This window comes from Micromonospora coerulea (genome assembly GCF_016598485.1).
Classification (GTDB): domain Bacteria; phylum Actinomycetota; class Actinomycetes; order Mycobacteriales; family Micromonosporaceae; genus Micromonospora; species Micromonospora coerulea.
Genome location: NZ_JAEMUW010000037.1, coordinates 24822 through 41146, shown reverse-complemented (window position 1 = coordinate 41146; position 16325 = coordinate 24822). Strand labels below are relative to the sequence as shown.

The 16325-nt window shown below is 71.2% G+C and carries 12 protein-coding genes and 2 pseudogenes; 5 read left to right on the top strand and 9 right to left on the bottom strand.

The window, feature by feature from the left end:
• Positions 1 to 95: 95 nt before the first annotated feature.
• Positions 96 to 2789: a helix-turn-helix transcriptional regulator gene (locus I8N68_RS29560; RefSeq protein ID WP_200216063.1), complete on the bottom strand. Its 2694-nt coding sequence runs from the start codon at positions 2787 to 2789 to the stop codon at positions 96 to 98.
• 225 nt (positions 2790 to 3014) lie between these two features.
• Here I8N68_RS29560 and I8N68_RS29555 point away from each other — a divergent pair, with 225 nt between their 5' ends.
• Positions 3015 to 4103, top strand: a complete 1089-nt coding sequence (locus I8N68_RS29555; protein ID WP_200216061.1) for an MBL fold metallo-hydrolase — start codon at positions 3015 to 3017, stop codon at positions 4101 to 4103.
• Between the two features lie 392 nt (positions 4104 to 4495).
• Here the strand turns inward: I8N68_RS29555 and I8N68_RS29550 are convergent.
• Positions 4496 to 4660, bottom strand: a pseudogene (locus I8N68_RS29550) (oxidoreductase); the annotation flags it as partial.
• A gap of 10 nt (positions 4661 to 4670) precedes the next feature.
• On the opposite strand from I8N68_RS29550, the pseudogene I8N68_RS29545 reads away from it, so the two are divergent.
• Positions 4671 to 5461, top strand: a pseudogene (locus tag I8N68_RS29545) (sugar nucleotide-binding protein).
• 490 nt (positions 5462 to 5951) lie between these two features.
• Here the strand turns inward: I8N68_RS29545 and I8N68_RS29540 are convergent.
• Together I8N68_RS29540 and I8N68_RS29535 are read right to left on the bottom strand one after the other, a co-directional pair.
• Positions 5952 to 6851 (bottom strand): SDR family oxidoreductase, encoded by a 900-nt coding sequence (locus I8N68_RS29540; RefSeq protein WP_200216059.1) that lies wholly within the window; start codon positions 6849 to 6851, stop codon positions 5952 to 5954.
• A gap of 55 nt (positions 6852 to 6906) precedes the next feature.
• A complete protein-coding gene (locus I8N68_RS29535; protein ID WP_200216057.1) occupies positions 6907 to 7653 on the bottom strand; it encodes an SDR family oxidoreductase in 747 nt (248 codons plus the stop codon).
• 123 nt (positions 7654 to 7776) lie between these two features.
• On the opposite strand from I8N68_RS29535, the gene I8N68_RS29530 reads away from it, so the two are divergent.
• Both I8N68_RS29530 and I8N68_RS29525 read left to right on the top strand, forming a co-directional pair.
• Positions 7777 to 8385: a TetR/AcrR family transcriptional regulator gene (locus tag I8N68_RS29530; protein ID WP_200216054.1), complete on the top strand. Its 609-nt coding sequence runs from the start codon at positions 7777 to 7779 to the stop codon at positions 8383 to 8385.
• Positions 8386 to 8539: 154 nt separating this feature from the next.
• The gene (locus I8N68_RS29525) at positions 8540 to 8812 is read left to right on the top strand and encodes a hypothetical protein (RefSeq protein WP_200216052.1); all 273 of its coding nucleotides are present in this window, start codon (positions 8540 to 8542) and stop codon (positions 8810 to 8812) included.
• A gap of 190 nt (positions 8813 to 9002) precedes the next feature.
• On the opposite strand, the gene I8N68_RS29520 is transcribed toward I8N68_RS29525, so the two are convergent.
• The gene (locus I8N68_RS29520; protein ID WP_200216050.1) at positions 9003 to 10133 is read right to left on the bottom strand and encodes a zinc-binding dehydrogenase; all 1131 of its coding nucleotides are present in this window, start codon (positions 10131 to 10133) and stop codon (positions 9003 to 9005) included.
• Positions 10134 to 10393: 260 nt separating this feature from the next.
• On the opposite strand from I8N68_RS29520, the gene I8N68_RS29515 reads away from it, so the two are divergent.
• A complete protein-coding gene (locus I8N68_RS29515) occupies positions 10394 to 11266 on the top strand; it encodes a fumarylacetoacetate hydrolase family protein (RefSeq protein WP_200216047.1) in 873 nt (290 codons plus the stop codon).
• A gap of 11 nt (positions 11267 to 11277) precedes the next feature.
• Here I8N68_RS29515 and I8N68_RS34095 read toward each other — a convergent pair whose 3' ends face one another.
• The 4 genes from I8N68_RS34095 to I8N68_RS29495 are packed head-to-tail and all read right to left on the bottom strand — an operon-like array spanning position 11278 to position 16325.
• Positions 11278 to 13116 carry a S9 family peptidase gene (locus I8N68_RS34095; RefSeq protein ID WP_200216045.1) on the bottom strand — a complete coding sequence of 613 codons (1839 nt, stop codon included), beginning with the start codon at positions 13114 to 13116 and terminating at the stop codon, positions 11278 to 11280.
• Positions 13109 to 14221, bottom strand: a complete 1113-nt coding sequence (locus I8N68_RS29505; protein ID WP_200216043.1) for a zinc-binding dehydrogenase — start codon at positions 14219 to 14221, stop codon at positions 13109 to 13111. The genes I8N68_RS34095 and I8N68_RS29505 overlap by 8 nt, the downstream gene beginning before the upstream one ends.
• Positions 14221 to 15213 (bottom strand): C-terminal binding protein, encoded by a 993-nt coding sequence (locus tag I8N68_RS29500; RefSeq protein ID WP_200216041.1) that lies wholly within the window; start codon positions 15211 to 15213, stop codon positions 14221 to 14223. Before I8N68_RS29500 ends, I8N68_RS29505 begins: the two co-directional genes overlap by 1 nt.
• Complete coding sequence (locus tag I8N68_RS29495; RefSeq protein WP_200216039.1) at positions 15210 to 16325, bottom strand: aminotransferase class V-fold PLP-dependent enzyme; 1116 nt, start codon at positions 16323 to 16325, stop codon at positions 15210 to 15212. Before I8N68_RS29495 ends, I8N68_RS29500 begins: the two co-directional genes overlap by 4 nt.

Sequence of the window (16325 nt, the reverse complement as noted above, 5' to 3'; positions counted from 1 at the left end):
TACTCAGCGGCCGGACCCAGGCGCAGCAACGACATGATCAAGAACGTACCACATAGGTTCGCTTAGTTAATCAGCCAACAGTTGCACACCCTGGGTCAGATGACGTGACTACGGGCCATCACGGCGGCGAGGGAGGCGCGCGAGGCGACGCCGAGCTTGGGGTAGATCCGGTATAGGTGGGTGCTGACCGTCCGGGGGGACACGAAGAGCCGCCCGGCGATGTCCCGGTTGCTCAGGCCCTGCGCCACCAGTCGGGCGACCTGCAGCTCCTGCGGGGTGAGCTGGTCGATCCCGTCGGCGGGTCGGCGCCGGGTCTCGCCCGAGGCCCGCAGTTCCCGCTGGGCACGGTCGGCCCAGGGGCGGGCACCGAGCGCGTCGAAGGTGTCGGCGGCGGAGCGCAGCATCGACCGGGCAGCGGCCGGCTGGCGCCGCCGGAGCCGGGTGCCGTAGGCGAGCTGGAGGCGGGATCGCTCGAACGGCCATGCGGTGAGATCGGTCCCGAGGGTCGCCCGCAGCGCCGCCTCGGCCTGGTCGTCCGGCGCCACCAAGGCCCGAGCACAGCGCAGGGCCACCCGCAGCAGCGGCGACGGGCCGGCCGCGTCGATCGGCTCCAGCTCGCGGATCCTGGCCGCCACCTGGTCGTGCCGGTCGCAGTGCGCGCCGGCCTCGGCGAGGTGGGCGATGACGGAGAACCGGACATACGGATGGTAGGACGCCGAGGACGGATCGAAAATAGCGTCCAACTCGTCGTGGGCTTCGGCGTACCGTCCGTCAGCCAGGGCGGCGACGCCTCGGATGACCCGTACCAGGGCGAGCATGGTGTGTGCGCCGTTGGACAGCAGCACCCGCTCGCACTCGTCGGCCATGGCGCGAGCCCTGTCGCTGTTGCCGCGTAGCGCCTCCGCGTGCCCGTGGTTGAGCGTATTGGGCACCAGGTAGCTGCGCTGCCGGGTCTCGCCCGCGAGTGCGTCGGCCTCGGCTGCCGCGGCGCGGGCGAGGGAGGCGTCGCCGAGCGCGACGGCGTTCCACGCCTGGTAGGTCAGTGCCCAGGTGAGCGAGATGAGGTTCCCCTGCTGGCGGTTCAGCGCGACCGCCTCGGCGGCCAGCCGGGTGGCCGCTCCGAGCGCGCCGACCGCGGTCGCACCCGCCGCGAGCTCGGTCAGATCGATCCCGGACAGGTTCGGCCGCTCCAGCAGGGCAGCCAACCGCTCGACGACCAAGGCACCCCGTTCGACCGGCGCGATCAAGCCGAGCGTGGCGACCAGCCGCGGAGCCAGCGCGGGCGGATCGAGGCGGTCGAGCAGGGCGAGCCACTCGTCCCGCAGCTCCTGGTCGAGGTTGGAGAAGTACCCGCGCAGCGCGACGCGGAACAGGACGTCCAGGGCGCAGTCGTGGTGACCGGACCGGCGCAGCCCTTCGGCGGCGGCGATATGGGTGGGCAGCCGCGCGGAACCCGACCAACCGCCGTCGGCGACCTCCCGGAGCAACTGCAGCACCACCTGGTCCTCGGCCGACAGATCCTCGGGGACGATTGCCCGCAGGAGCTGGGCTGCGCCCTCGTGGTCCGCGACCTCCAGTGTCATCTCCAAGGCCCGCAGCAGTAGGCTCGCGCGCCGACGGACGTCGCCGGTCAGCTGGGCGGCCCGGGCCCACAGCGGCGCTGCCGCACCGGCCGCGCCGCGCTGACCCAGCCGGGCGGCGAGCTGGTCCACCTCGTCGGCGACCCGTTCGTCGGTGCCTACGGTGGCCGCCGCGCGGTGCCGGACCGCGCGTTCCGGGTCGCTGGTCACCCGGGCGAGCGCGGTATGCGCCTGCTGCCGCTGGGAGACGGTCGCCTCCTGCCGGATCGCGGACCGCACCAGTGGGTGGCGGAATCGGATCTGGAAGCTGTCGTTGACGTCCACCAAGCGGGCGGCGATGGCCGGCTCCACGTCCTCGACGGTCAGTGGAACGCCAGCGACCAGGGTCGCGGCGGCCATGATTTCGCCGAGCCGGTCGCTGTCGTCGAGCGCGGCGACCAGCAGCAGCGCGCGGGTCGGGACCGGCATCTCGGCGATCGACAAGCCGAAGGTCCGTTCCAGGCGGGTGGTCAGCGGCAACGAGGAGGGCAGCAGCCCGGTCTCGCCAGCGCGCGTGACGGCCGCGGCCAGCTCGCCGAGCGCGAGCGGGTTGCCGGCCGCCTCGGCGAGGATCCGTGCGCGCAGCCGAGGGTCCAGGTTCGGAGCCCACTCGTCCAGCAGGGCCAGCGAGTGCTCCTCCGACAACGGCTCCACCTGTAGTTCCGCCACGGACATCTGGGCCAGCCGGGCCTCGGTCTCCGGGCCGTCGCGCATCGCCAGGATCAGCGCGACCGGGTCGGTGGTCAGGCGTCGGCCGACGAACGCGAGGGCTTCCCAGCTCGGGGTGTCCAGCCACTGAGCGTCGTCCACCAGGATCAGCAGCGGTCTGTGCGCGGAGCGTGTGGTCAGCGCGTCGAGCAGTGCCAGTGAGAGCTGGAACTGGTAGTGGCCAACGCTGCCTCCCACGGCCGGCGGCTCGCCGACGCCGAGCTGCCCGAGCAGCGTGTGCGCGGCGGCGAACGGCAGGCGCCACTCTGCCTGCACTCCTTCCAGCGTCAACGTCTCGATCCCGCGGCCGGTCGCTTCCTCCCCGATTCCGGTCAGCAGAGAGGACTTGCCGATTCCCGCCCCGCCGCGAACGACGAGTACACCGCCGTGGTCTGGCAGGCCCGTCACGAGCTGTCGGAGGACGGCGAGCTCCGGCTCCCGTCCCCACATGATCCGTTGCACCCTTAGCAGGCTACGTCGGTTGCCACCCGGCCCGTCCTCTCCGCCGCGCGTGCCGCCGCGTCGACCAACGTCGAGTGACGCAGGTCATGCCGGCCAGGCTTCGCAGCTACGTCAGACGACGTATGCAAGCCGGCTCGGCAGGTTCGTAGCCTCCTCAGGGTTGGGGGATGTGAGAGCTGCGGCGACCTGGCGCGTGGCGGCCCCCTGTCTGTGGAAGGACCTGTCATGACGACCGAGCGCGAACACTTCACGTCCGCGAGGCGACGAACTTTACTGAAAGGGGCGGTGGTTGGTGCCGTGCCCGTGGTGACGGGGCTGCTCGGTGGAGGTCTGGCTTTCTCCGGTAGCGCGAGTGCGGCGGACACGCTGCCGGAGTACGCGCCGGTGCCCGCGGCCTCGGTCGGGCCGGCGCTGAACGCCGACGGGTACTACGTGGGCCGGATTCGCGGAAACCTCTACTGGGTGACCGACGCCTATTACCAGGCGATGTTCCTGACGACAACGGAAGGCGTCGTGCTCGTCGACGCACCGCCCACGATCGGGCACAACCTGCTGCGGGCGATCGACGACGTCACCCGCGCCAACGGCATGCCCAACAAGGTCACACACCTGGTCTACTCCCACTCGCACGCCGACCACGTCGGCGCGTCCGCCATCTTCGGCAAGAACGTGGTGCGCATCGGGCATACGGAGACCCGCCGACTGCTCCTCCTCGATGGGGACCCCAACAGGCCGGCGCCGACGGAGACGTTCGACCACCGATACGTTCTGAACGTGGGCGGTGAGCGGCTGGAGTTGGCCTACCACGGCCCGAACCACTCGCCCGACAACATCTTCATCTACGCACCCGCGCAGCGGACCCTCATGGTCGTGGACGTGCTCTTTCCGGGCTGGGTGCCGTTCAAGAACCTCGCCGTCTCCCAGGACATCCCTGCCTGGGTGAAGGCGCACGACGTGGTGATGGAGTACCCGTGGCAGGTCCTGGTCGGCGGCCACCTCGGGCGCTTGGGTGTCCGTGCGGACGGCGACATCCAGAAGCAGTACGTGGCCGACCTCGACGCAGCGGTCCGAAACGCCTCGGCGACGGTGGACCCCACGCCCTACTTCCAGAAATACGGGCCGAGCGGTAACTCCTGGGCGATCTTCAAAACCTACCTCGACGCCGTCGCCCGCCAGGCCGCCGAGCCGGTGGTCGCCAAGTACACGGGCATCCTGGCCGCCGCCGATGTCTTCACCGTCGACAACGCCTTCGCACTGCTGGAGTCCCAGCGGATCGACGGCGGACTCCTCGGCCCCTTCGGCGTTCATCAGTAGAGGGCGGACACGGTCAGACGCTCGTACCAGGTCCACGGCTACCCGCAGACCTGGTACGAGCGGCACGACCATCTGCCGTTGCAGTACCAGAGAGGCTCCGCCTCGGACCGCCGAGCAGGCCAGTTGAGCTGGACAAATAGCCTGTGGCCCACCTCGGGCCGAACTCACGCAGGGACCTGCGGCCCGATCTTGGCCGGCCGCCGCCACCCGCTGCGCCGATGTCCGGCCGCCGTGGCGACCGGCTGTGCCACCCAAAGTGGCTGGTCAGAACCTATGTCTGCAAAATGTGGAGCGGGCAACACAACGTTACGCCCGCTCAAAAACTTGACACAAACGTCGAGAATCTGGCGACCAAGGATCTAGGCGGTCAGGCGGCGGACCAGTTTGCGCAGGCCCGCCTGCCCGGCGTACTCGGTCCACCAGTACAGCGTCGCGGCTCGGGAGCTGGTGAAGTCGGCCCCGGTCCAGAGCTGGTGCGGCAGCGCCAGGCCGACGCCGAGGTAGGCGTACAGGTGCAGCAGGTGCCACGCCTCGTAGCGCAGTCGCCGCCGGGCTGGTTTCCTCGGACTGGAAATCACCCGTCAGGCGCGGCGCGCGGGTCATAGCGTCGCGGCGACCTTCCACAGTCGCGTTCCCGCCGTCGCTGACGTTGAGTGGAGGAAGCTGGATATTCGCCACCGCGACGAAGTCATGGCCTTGGTCCTCGCAGCGCGGCCTGAAGTGATCGTCAATGCCGCCTACCGGCAATCTGACTGGGCAACACAGCCGAGGGCGGCATGCACGTCGCCCTCGCAGCGGCAGCCGAAGGCGCTCGCCTTGTGCACGTGTCCAGCGATGCGGTCTTCTCCGGTACGACGGCCCGCTACGACGAGACGCACGTCCCGGATCCCACGACACCATACGGTGCCGCCAAAGCCGCCGCCGAGACCGCGATCAAGGGAATAACGCCAACTGCCGTCATCGCCCGGACCTCGCTGATCGTCGGTCGGGGCGATTCCCAGCACGAGAGATACGTGCACGCACTGGCAACCGGTGCCGTGACCGGTGCCCTCTTCACCGATGACGTGCGATGCCCGGTGCATGTCACCGACCTCGCCGCCGCCTGACTCGAACTGGGCGCGTCGCCATACTCCGGGATCCACCACGTCGCCGGCACGGATGCCATCAGCCGCTACGAACTCAAAGTGCTAATCGCACGCCGGGACGGCCTCGACACAGCCACCCTTCCTACCGGGCTCCGCGCCGGCACCGGCCTCCCCGGACCCATCGACGTGCGGTTGGACAGCACCAACACCCAAGCGCGGTTGAACACCCGCCTACGAGGCGCCCGCGAGTTCCTCGCACCCACGCCGACCTGACCAGGACGGCCGGCCCGCGCCAACGACGGACGTTGCAGCGAGGTGCAGTGATCAACTCATACACATCCGCTCTTCGGCACGTCCGGACGGCAACCGGGCCAGCGCGGCGTGACGTTGGGTAGCGCGCGGATCGCGGCAGTTTAGGACGCCGGGCGCCAGCACCGAATTCAGGCACCGGAGGGGCGAGTGTGAGCGCAGCGAGCACCACCCGCAGGGCGGACGCCGTTTCCCCGCCCGCTACGCGGCAGATGACGATACCGTCAACAGCGAGGGTCGATCCCTGCCAAAGTCTTGCTGACAGCGCGTAGCGCGTACGAGGTTGGAATCGTCTCCTCTGACCGGCCTGCCATCACCAGTGAAGCGATCGGCGAAGCAGTCGGGCGGCTGGCTTCCAGCACATCGTCCTCGCCCCACCCGCCGCCACGGGCACACAGCGCGGGCCAGCTTCATCAGGCTGAAGCTGGCCCACACTGCAGCTTTTCGCGGTGACTTATGCGGCGTTGGTGCGCGGGGTGAGTAGGTCGTCGAGGCCGATGCGGTGGTAGAAGGTGGTGCGTACGAGGTCGCCGACGCGGTTGACGGTTTCGGCGCCGTCGTCCGCGGGGTCGATGTGCACGCGGAATGGCCGCCGCCCCTTGGGGGTGTCGACGACGCGGGCGATGGCGGCGGCTACTTCGCTGGGGTCCGCGTCCGGCGGGGTGATCTCGGCTAGCCGGGCGCCGACCTGCTCGGACAGGCCCGCGTAGTGCGCCTCGTAGGCGTGGGCGACGTCGGCGTCGGCGGCGCGGCCGGCGTGCGTGAAGTGGTTGGTGCCGGAGGTGAAGGCGCCGGGGACGACGATGGTGGTGTCGATGCCGAAGCGGGTCAGCTCGGCGGCGTAGGTGACGGCCAGCGAGTCCTCGGCGGCCTTGGCCGCGAAGTACGGGCCCAGATATGGCGGGGTGCCGCCGCGGGTGCTGGTCGAGCCGACCCAGACGAGCAGACCATCGCCCTGTTCGCGCAGGTGTGGCAGAACGGCTCGGTTGACCCGCTGGGTGGAGACCGCGTTGACGTCGTAGATCTCGTGCAGCTGTTCCGGTGTGAATGCTTCCAGCGGGCCGAGCACCATGTGGCCGGCGTTGTGCACGACCACGTCGATCCGGCCGGACTCGGCGACGATCGTGGCGACCGCGGTGTCGACTGACGGCTGGTCGGCGACGTCGAGTTCCACGCTGCGCAGGTCGACGCCGTGGGTGCGGGCGTACTCGACGGTCTCGGCGACGGCGGCCTGGTTGCGGCCGGTGGTTTGGCGTATCCCGGCGTAGACGCGGTGGCCGGCGTCGGCCAGCGCGCGCACGGTCATGGCGCCGAATCCGCTGGATGCGCCGGTGACGAGAATGACCTTCGACATGCTGATCATGTTCCTTTCGGATGTTTGTGAGGGCTGACGGTGAGGCGGCGCTCGCTCAGATGACGCCGCCGTTGGCGTAGAGGACCTGGCCGTTGACCCAGCGGGCCGGGCCGGCCAGGAAGGAGACGACCTCGGCGATGTCGGCCGGGGTGCCCAGGCGTTCCAGCGGCGACATGCTCGCGAGCCGCTCGACGACGGCGTCGGGCTTGCCGTCCAGAAACAGCGGGGTCGCGGTCGGGCCGGGGGCGACGGCGTTGACGGTGATGTCACGGCCGCGCAGCTCTTTGGCGAGGATGAGGGTCATCGCGTCGACCGCGCCCTTGGTCGCGGCGTAGGCGGTGTAGCCCGTCAGCGCGAGCTTCGTCACCGAACTGGAGAAGTTGATGATCGCCCCGCCGGCGCGGACCCGGCGCGCGGCCAGCTGCCCGACCACGAACGTGCCACGCACGTTGATGCGGTGCATCCGGTCGAAGTCGGCGAAGTCGAGTTCGACCAGCGGGGCCAGCAACATGATCCCGGCCGTGTTCACGGCCACGTCGACGCCGCCGAAACGCCGCTCGGCCTCGTCGAACAACGCAGCGGTCTCGGCCTCGTCGGCCACGTCGGCCTTGACGGCGATCGCGGTGCCGCCACTGTTCTCGATCGCCTGCACGGCCTGGTCGGCTCGGGTGCGGTTACCGGCGTAGCTGACGACGACGGCCATGCCGTCGGCGGCCAGACGCTCGGCCGCGACTCGGCCGATGCCGCCGGACCCGCCGGTGACGATCGCGACGCGGCGGGCGGTGTCGGGGGAGCTGGTCATGGGAGGGACTCCGTTCGTTGGTCTCCATCAGGGCCGTATATGGACGCAGAGTCCATATTAACAAGATGTAGACGGCGCGTCCATATACAATCTGAGCATCACGTCGAGCGAACGGAGCAAGGCATGACGACCACACCCGATGCGGCCCGGCCCGCACGCCGCGGCCGGGGCCGCCGCCCAGCAGGCGAGGTGCGCCACGACATCCTGTCCGCGGCGGGCACGCTCCTGCTCGCCGAGGGCATGGCGACCTTCACCATCGAGCGGGTCGCCGCCACCGCGGGCGTGAGCAAGATGACGATCTACAAGTGGTGGCCGTCGAAGGGCGCGCTCGCGCTCGACGGATACTTCGCGGCCGTCGAGCAGACGCTGGCGTTTCCCGATACCGGCGACATCGAGGCCGACCTGCTCACCCAGTTGCGCGCCTTCGTCCACCTCATCGTCGACAGCCGAGCCGGGCGGGTCATCGCCGAGCTGATCGGCGAGTCGCAAACCGACCCCGACCTAGCCGCCGCCTACCGCGAGCACTACTCGGCACCCCGCCGCCGGCTGGCCGTCGAGGTCATAGAGCGGGCCCAGCGGCGCGGGCAGCTACGGGCCGACGTGGACCCCCGCATCCTGGTCGATCAGCTCTGGGGCGCGTGCTATCACAGGCTGCTGATCCCGGACGAGCCGATCACCGAGGAGTTCGTGACCGGGCTCGTCACCAACCTCATGCGCGGCCTGCGACCCTAGCGCCAGCTCGCACACGCTGAACACGCCGCCGACGGCCGACGTCCAAGCCGTGTCATAGTGCCGGAGGTCCTCACTCCCGCCAGCCGTCGACGCGGCCGGCGAAATCGACTACAGCCACATCGATACGTTTGCCCGGCCACCGCGCAACGGTGACATGCTGCTGACGTACGGCGACCTTTTCCAGCAGTTCGGACCCGGGCGTCCGACCGTGGGCCGAATCCTGCAGCACCCGGAGCGCGGCGTCGACGCGAAGAAGGACGTGCTGATCTACGACGCGGCCGTGCACGGCCCCGCGACCGCGGACCAGGCCAATCCCTCCAGCGTGGAAATTTCGCCGGGCCGTTACTTCACGATCAGCTCCGACCCGCACATCGCCTCGGTCGTCGGGGTGTACACGAGCGTCGGCGACTACCTCAGCCTTGACTGACGTCCGCTGAACAACTGCCGACAGCCGCCCAGCGTTCGATGGGCCCGGGCCAGCGCACCATGCACTGGACCGGGCCCGTTGGTCGTGGCACCCGTCCGCGGGCAAGGACGACGTTGCGGTGGGGCATCAAGAGCTCGTGCAGCGGTTGCGCCACCGCTGACATGAATGGGCGACGTGGAATCGGATCGGGTCACCAGTCGAAGACGACGACCTGACGGGTGGTGGTGGCCGAGGCGAGGACATCGAACCCGTCGTTGATCTGGTCGAGACGCAGGGTGCCGCCGAGCAGACGATCAGCCGGCAGCAGGCCCGCCTGGTAGAGGGCGATATAGCGCGGGATGTCGCGACGGGGAACCGCACCGCCAAGGTACGAGCCCATCAGCGTCCGCTCCTCACTCACCAGCGACACCGCCGGGATGGTGAGCATCTGCTGCGGGTGTGGAAGCCCGACGGCGACGGTCGTACCGCCGCGACGGGTCGCCGCGTACGCCTGGGCGAGCACGGTGGCACTTCCGACCGCCTCGATCGCGGTGTCGGCGCCACCGCCGGTCAGATCACGGATTCCGCCCACGGTGTCCGGTCCGCCATCGAGCACGTGGCTCGCGCCGATCTCCCGGGCGAGCTGGTGCTTGGCGGTCACCGGGTCGACGGCCAGGACGGGGTGGCAACCAGCCGCCCGGGCCCCCATGACGGCGGCCAGCCCAACCCCACCGAGCCCGAACACGACCGTCGATGTTCCCGGCTTCGCCCGCGCCGTGTTCACCACCGCTCCGACGCCGGTGAGCAGGGCGCACCCGAACAGGGCCGCCCGGTCCAACGGGAGGGTGCGGTCGACGGCGACGAGCGAGTCGGCGGCCACCACCGTGTACTCGCTGAAGCCGGAGACCCCCAGATGCTGGTTCAACTCGACGCCGGCACGACTGAACGGTCGCCGCCCGGAGACCAGGGTGCCCGCCGTGTTGGCTGCCGCACCCGGTTCGCAAAGCGCGGGGCGACCGGACTGGCAGGGCACGCAACCGCCGCACGCGGGGACAAAGGAGAAGACAACCGGGTCGTCCGGACGCAGACCGCGTACGCCAGGACCCACCTCGACCACCACGCCGGCCGCCTCGTGGCCGAGCACCATCGGCAGCGGCCGGGCGCGGGAGCCGTCGATGACGGACAGGTCGGAATGGCAGAGCCCGGCGGCGGCGACCCGGACCAGTACCTCGCCGAGGCCGGGAGGCGCGAGGTCGACCTCGGCCACCGTCAGCGGTCTGCTCACCGCGTACGGGGCGGGCAGCCCGCTCCGTTCGAGGATGGCCGCGCGCGTACGGATCATGATCAGACGATCCCGTCCACGCGCATGCTCTTGAGCACGTCCCGCTCGGCGGCCTCCTGCGCGGATTCGGTCACCATCAGTTTCCTCCCCGGTGAAGTCCGGCCGATCTTCCTGTTCGAGCCTGACACTAGCTTTCGCTCTCCAGCCGATTCAAGGGAAAAGGCAGCGGGATTTCGAAACTCTATTGACCAGTCGAACGCCTCGGCGTGATCCTGTACTGGTCCAGGCGCCCGACGAACCGGCGAGCAAGGAGCGGCACCATGCGGATCGCGAACGTCGACGGTCGGCCGACCATCGTCACGGAGGCCGGCGGCATCGACGTCGAGCGGACCAGCGGGGGCCGCTTCCCGGCCGACCCGGCTGCCATCTACGCACGGTGGGCCGAGTTCCGCGAGTGGGCCCGGACTGTCGACCCCGCTACTACGCCCGGTGTACCGATCGACGAGGCCACGCTCGGCGCCCCGTCGCCACGGCCCGCGCAGGTCTTCGCGATCGGCCTCAACTACGGCGCGCACGCCCTCGAGGCCGGTTACGACATCCCCGAGGTGCCAATCACGTTCACCAAGTTCCCGACCTGCATCACCGGCCCGCACGGCGACCTGCCGATCCCCGGCAACTCGGTCGACTGGGAGGTGGAGCTGGTCGCCGTGGTCGGCACCACCGCCACCCATGTCTCCGTCGACGACGCCTGGCGGCACATCGCGGGCCTCACAGTGGGCCAGGACTACTCCGAGCGCCGGGTCCAGAGCCTCGGTCAGTCGCCGCAATTCAGCCTCGGCAAGTCGTTCCCGAGGTTCGGACCGACCGGCCCGTGGCTGGTCACCATTGACGAGTTCGACAACCTCGACGACCTGGCGCTGGAATGCACGGTCAACGGCGAGCTGATGCAGTCCGGGCGCACGCGCGACATGATCGTGTCGGTGCCGGGCATCGTCTCGCGGCTCTCGGCGGTGTGCACGCTGCTGCCCGGCGACCTCATCTTCACCGGCACCCCCGAAGGCGTCGGCTCAGGCCGGACCCCACCGGTCTTCCTGCGCCCGGGCGACGAGGTGGTCAGCACGATCGAGCGGATCGGTGCTATCCGCCAGCGCTGTGTCGCCGCCGAGGGCAGCCCGGCGCTCGGTGCCGTCTAACCTGGACCGGCTCAGCGGACGTCCGGCCGGAGGTGGCGTTCGAGGAACCGGTCGATCGCGGCGGCCCTGCGGGCCCGGCTCGACGGGCGGCCGTGCAGGTTCATCAGGTGTCCCTCGCCCGGGATTCGGACGAGCTCGACGTCGCGGCCCAGGGCCCGTAGCGCGGCGTACATCTGCTCGCTCTGCGCCACGGGGCACACCTGGTCGTGCTCGGCGTGAACGAGCAGGAGCGGGGTGGAGATCCGGTCGGCGTGCATGAGCGGTGAGCGCTCGACAAACCGCGGTGACGACCACGGTGTCCCGCCCATCGGCAAGTCCCACGACGACAGGTCGGCGGCCCCCGTACCCCAGGACGCGACGAAGTCGCTGATGCCGTTCTCGCTGACGGCGGCCGCGAACCGGTCGCTGTGCGCGACCGCCCACTGGGTCATGAACCCGCCGTAGCTGACGCCCCAGATCGCGATCCGCTCGGGGGCCACGGTGGACAGCTGAGCTGCGACGTCGACCGCCGCCTGTATGTCGGACCAGTCCCTGCCGCCCCAGTCGCCGCGGATCGCTGTCGCGAAGGCCTCGCCGTATCCCTGGCTGCCGCGCGGGTTGAGGGTCAGCACCGCATAGCCGCGGGCGGCCAGCCGCTGGACCTCGGCGGTGAACCGCCAGCCGACCGCACTGTGCGGGCCGCCGTGCACGTTGACCAGGAGCGGTCGCGCGTAGTCACCGGGCGACACGGTCAGCCACGCGTCGATCGTCACGCCGTCGGCGGTCCGCACCGGCAACGCGGTCGTCGGTAACGCCCGGCGGACTGCCTCGGGGTTGGCGTCGGTCAAGGCGCGCGACCGGCCGTCGAGCTCGTCGACTACGTGGACGTCGCCCGCGTTGGCGGCGTCGGTCCGCACGAAGGCGAGCCGGCCGCCGCCGACCGACGGGGCGAGGCAGGCGTGCTCGCCGTCGAAGACGAGGCCGTCGGTGCCTGTCGTCGGCGCGAACCAGGCCAGCGGACCGCGTCCGCCGGCCGCGACCTCGACGTAGATCCGTCCGGTCGCCGTGGACCAGGCCACCGGCGCCTCGCCCGCGCCACGCGGGTCGTCGCCCCGGACCGGGTTGCCCAGCCCGAGCGTCCAGGAGGCGGTCAGGTCGACCGGTGGGCCGCCGCCGACGTCGGCCAGCCAGAGGCGCAGGTTGACGTCGCCGGCATCGCCGTGCCGGTGACTCAGGTAGGCCAGCCGGCGCCCATCTGGGCTCCACGCGAAGCCGCGGACCGGGCCCGCGCCGTCGGTTACCCGGGTGACCGGGCCCGAGCCGGCCGCGTCGACCCAGCACAGGTCGGGTCGCGGACCGAACCGGGTGGTGAGGAATCCCAGCCGCGTGCCGTCGGGCGACCACCGCGGACCGTAACCATTCTCGGAGGTCCACAGAGGACGGCCGTTGTGGCCGACGACCTCGACCTGGCGGTGGCGCAGATAAAGGCCGGGCAGGGCATCCACCCGCGACCCGTCGGGCGACTCCACGAGCACGACCCGGGTGTACGCCAGCCGCGTGCCGTCCGGCGACCAGGTCGGCTCTGCCGCGGTTGCGCCGTGCAACGGTCGCCCCGCACCCGACGCGGCATCGAGCACCCAGAGCTCGCCGGCGCGGCACACCGCGAGCCGGCTCCCGTCCGGCGACCAGCGCGGCGCCTCGCCCTCCCCGAGCCAGATCGTTGGCCCTCCCCCGGTCGCGACCACGCCGACCCGGGACGCCACCGCGTCGGCGGCGTGGTCGAGCGACCGCTCGACGTAGGCCACCCGATCACCGGCCGGCGACACCTGGGGGTCGGCCAGCCAGCGCAGGGTGGGCCGCTGGTCACTCACCGAAGTCGAGCACCGCCGTCAGTGGGGAGTCCTGCGCGAAGAGGGCCTGGTAGGCCTGCGGCGCGTCGGCGAACGGCACTCGCACCGCCCGCATCGCACCGAGGTCGATCCGCTCCTCGGCGAGCAGGCGCACGAAGTGGCCCATGTTGCGGTTCTCGGTCCAGCGCACCACATTGACCGGCAGGTCGACGTTGTTCTCCTCGTAGACGGGGTCGTAGCGGCCGGGTCCGTAGGCGACCGAGGGCACGAATGTGGCCTGGGCCGAGAAGAAGCGCTTGCGGTCGAGGTCCATGCCGAAGTCGCCGAGCGCTACGACCCGGCCACCCGGACGCAGCAGGTCGAACGCGAAGTTGACCAGCGTGCTGCCCGGGGCGGCGGCCGCCACGATCACCGCGTCGACGCCGAAGCCGCCGGTCAACGCGCGTACCCGTGAAAGGCCTTCTTCGCCGGTGTCGGAGAGCGTCGCGACCGCACCGAGGTCGGTGGCCAGCGTGAGCCGCTCGGTGTTGGTGTCCAGCGCGACGACGTAGACGCCGGCCGACGCCGCGAGCTGCGCGATGAGCAGACCGAGCATGCCCGAGCCGAACACGGCGACGGTCTCGCCGAAGCGGCATCCGGTGCGGCGCAGCGCCTCGACCGAGACCGCGCCGAGCGTCACGTGCGCGGCCGCCTCCAGCGATACCGCGTCGGGCACCGGCACGGTGAGGTTGCGCGGGACGGCGACCAGCTCGCAGTGGTAGGCGCACTGGCTGCCGCTGCACGCCACCCGGTCGCCGGGACGCAGGTCGAGCACGTCGTCGCCGACCTCGACGACGGTGCCGGCGAGGCTGTAGCCGAGGGAGGCGGCGTCGGTGGGTGGCATCTCCGGCATCCGGGTCTGCCCGCGCACCGCGGTCGAGCGGACGGTGCGCCACTCGTACGCCTCGTTGGGGTATTCGTGCGCCGCGGCCACGCTGGTCCGGGTGGCCCGGACGATCGACCGTTCGGTGCCCGGGCTGATCACCGAGTAACGAGGGCGGACGACCACGTCGCCCGGGCCGGGCTTGGGGTCCGGCACCTCGCGCAGGATGATCTCGCCGCCCTGGGCGAGGACCCGCCGCGCCATCAGCCGGCCTGCCTGGCGAGGCCGCGGGCGTGCGGCCGGACCTGCGGGTTGACGATCGAGCCGGTCCAGCCGGTACGCAGCCATTCGACGGTGGCGCCGCAGACCTCGCGCCGCAGGTCGCGCATCGCCTGCGGGGAGTTGGCGCCCTCGTGCGGCGTGAGGATGACGTTGTCGCGTCCGCGCAGCGGGTTGTCCGCGGGCAGCGGTTCCTGCTCGAAGACATCCAGCGCCACGCCGCCGATCCGGCCCGCTTCGAGCGCCGCGACCAGCGCCGCCTGCGAGACCACCGCGCCACGGCTGGTGTTGACCAGCGCGGCGTGCGGCTTGAGCAGCGCGAGCGTGTCGGTGTCGAAGAGGTGGCGGGTGCTGTCGGACAGCGGCACGTGGACGCTGATGAAGTCGGCCTCGCGCAGCAGTTCTTCGAAGCCGACGCGGCGCACTGGCGCTTCCGTGGTGGTGGCGATCGGGTCGTGACCGAGCACGTCGGCGCCGAAGGCAGATGCGATCCGCGCGACCCGGCTGCCGATGCGGCCAAGCCCCACGACGCCGACGGTGCTGCCCGCGAGCCGTCGCTGTGGGACCGGCCCGTGCCGCCACAGCCCCTGCTGACCCTGGCGGTCGCGGAGCACCACCTGACGGGAGAGCGCGAGCATCAGCGCGAGCGCGTGCTCGGCGACGTCTTCGGTGCAGTAGGACGGCGCGTTCGCGATCGCGATGCCCAGCTCCGTCGCCGCCGCGACGTCGAACTGGTCGTAGCCGACGCCCCAGCGGATGCCAAGGCCGAGCCGGGGCAGCCGGGCCATCACGTCGCGGGTCAGGTGCGGGGTCCACTCGAGCCAGATCACGTCGGCGTCGTGCGCCGCCTCGACAAGCGCGTCGGCGTCCGCGGCGCGGACCACGGTCAGGTCGGCGCCGACCTCGGCCAATGCGGCTTTCTCCTCGTCGTAGGGGGCGAGATCACCGACGTATTCGACCTGCACGACCGAGCTCATCGCGGACGACCTCCGGGGTTCTGCGGGACGAACGGCGCGAGCACGTCGGCGACGTGCCGCGCCTGGGACATGTCGTTGTAGAGGTGGAACGAGAGGCGGACCTGCGCGTCGGCGCCGGTGCCGGCCGGCGGTGGCACCGAGGTGACGATCCCGGCGGTGCGCAGCGCGGCCGCCGCCTCGTCGCGTGGCGAGACGGGCACGGCGAGCACCGACGAGCCGGTCGGCGGCAGGCCGAGCAGCGTCGCCGTCTCGTCGGCGAGGCTCACGCACCAGTCGCGGCGCTCCCCGGCCGGCACGCCGCCGAGGAACTCCAGCGCCGGCACCGCGCCGACCCACGCGTGCCAGGCGAGGGACACGTCGTAGCGACCGGCCGAATCTGCGAGGTCGGCGAGCGTCGGACCGTAGTAGTGGGCGTAGGCATCGCCGGCGGAACGCCATGAGGCGACGGCCGGTGGCACGCTCTCCCACCGGTCCCGGGCGATCCGCATCAGCGCCACGCCGCGCGGGCAGAGCAGGTGCTTGTAGGCCGCGACGAGGACGAAGTCGAGGCCGAGCGCCTCGGCGTCGACCGGCAGCACGCCGGCGGCGTGGGTCGCGTCGACGAGCACGGCCGCGCCCACCGACCGGGCCGCTGCGGCGACCGCGGGGATGTCCTGCATCCGGCCGTCGTTGGACCGCACCTGGCTGGTCGCCACCAGCGCCGTCCGCGGGCCGACGTGGTCGGCGAGCGCGTCGAACGGCACCTGGCGCACGGTGGCACCCCGGTATCGGGCGGCGACCAGCGCGGGCAGCAGGATCGAGGCGAACTCGCCCTCGGCCGTCAGGATCTCGTCGCCCGGCGCGAGCCCGCCGAGGGCGACGCTGGCGCCGACCGAGACGGCCGGCAGCAGGGCGATCTCGTCGACCGGGGCGCCGAGCAGCGGCCCGGCCGCGGCCCGGCAGCGCTCGCCGAGCACGTCCCAGTCGTTGACCCAGTCCGCCGACCCGGCTCGCCAGGCAGCGAGGGCCTCCTCGAGCGCGGCGACCGTGGCGGCGGTCGGCAGCCCGTATCCGGCGGTGTTGAGGTAGGTGCGAGGCAGCGGGTCGTATTCGGCGCGCGCGGTGGGATGCAC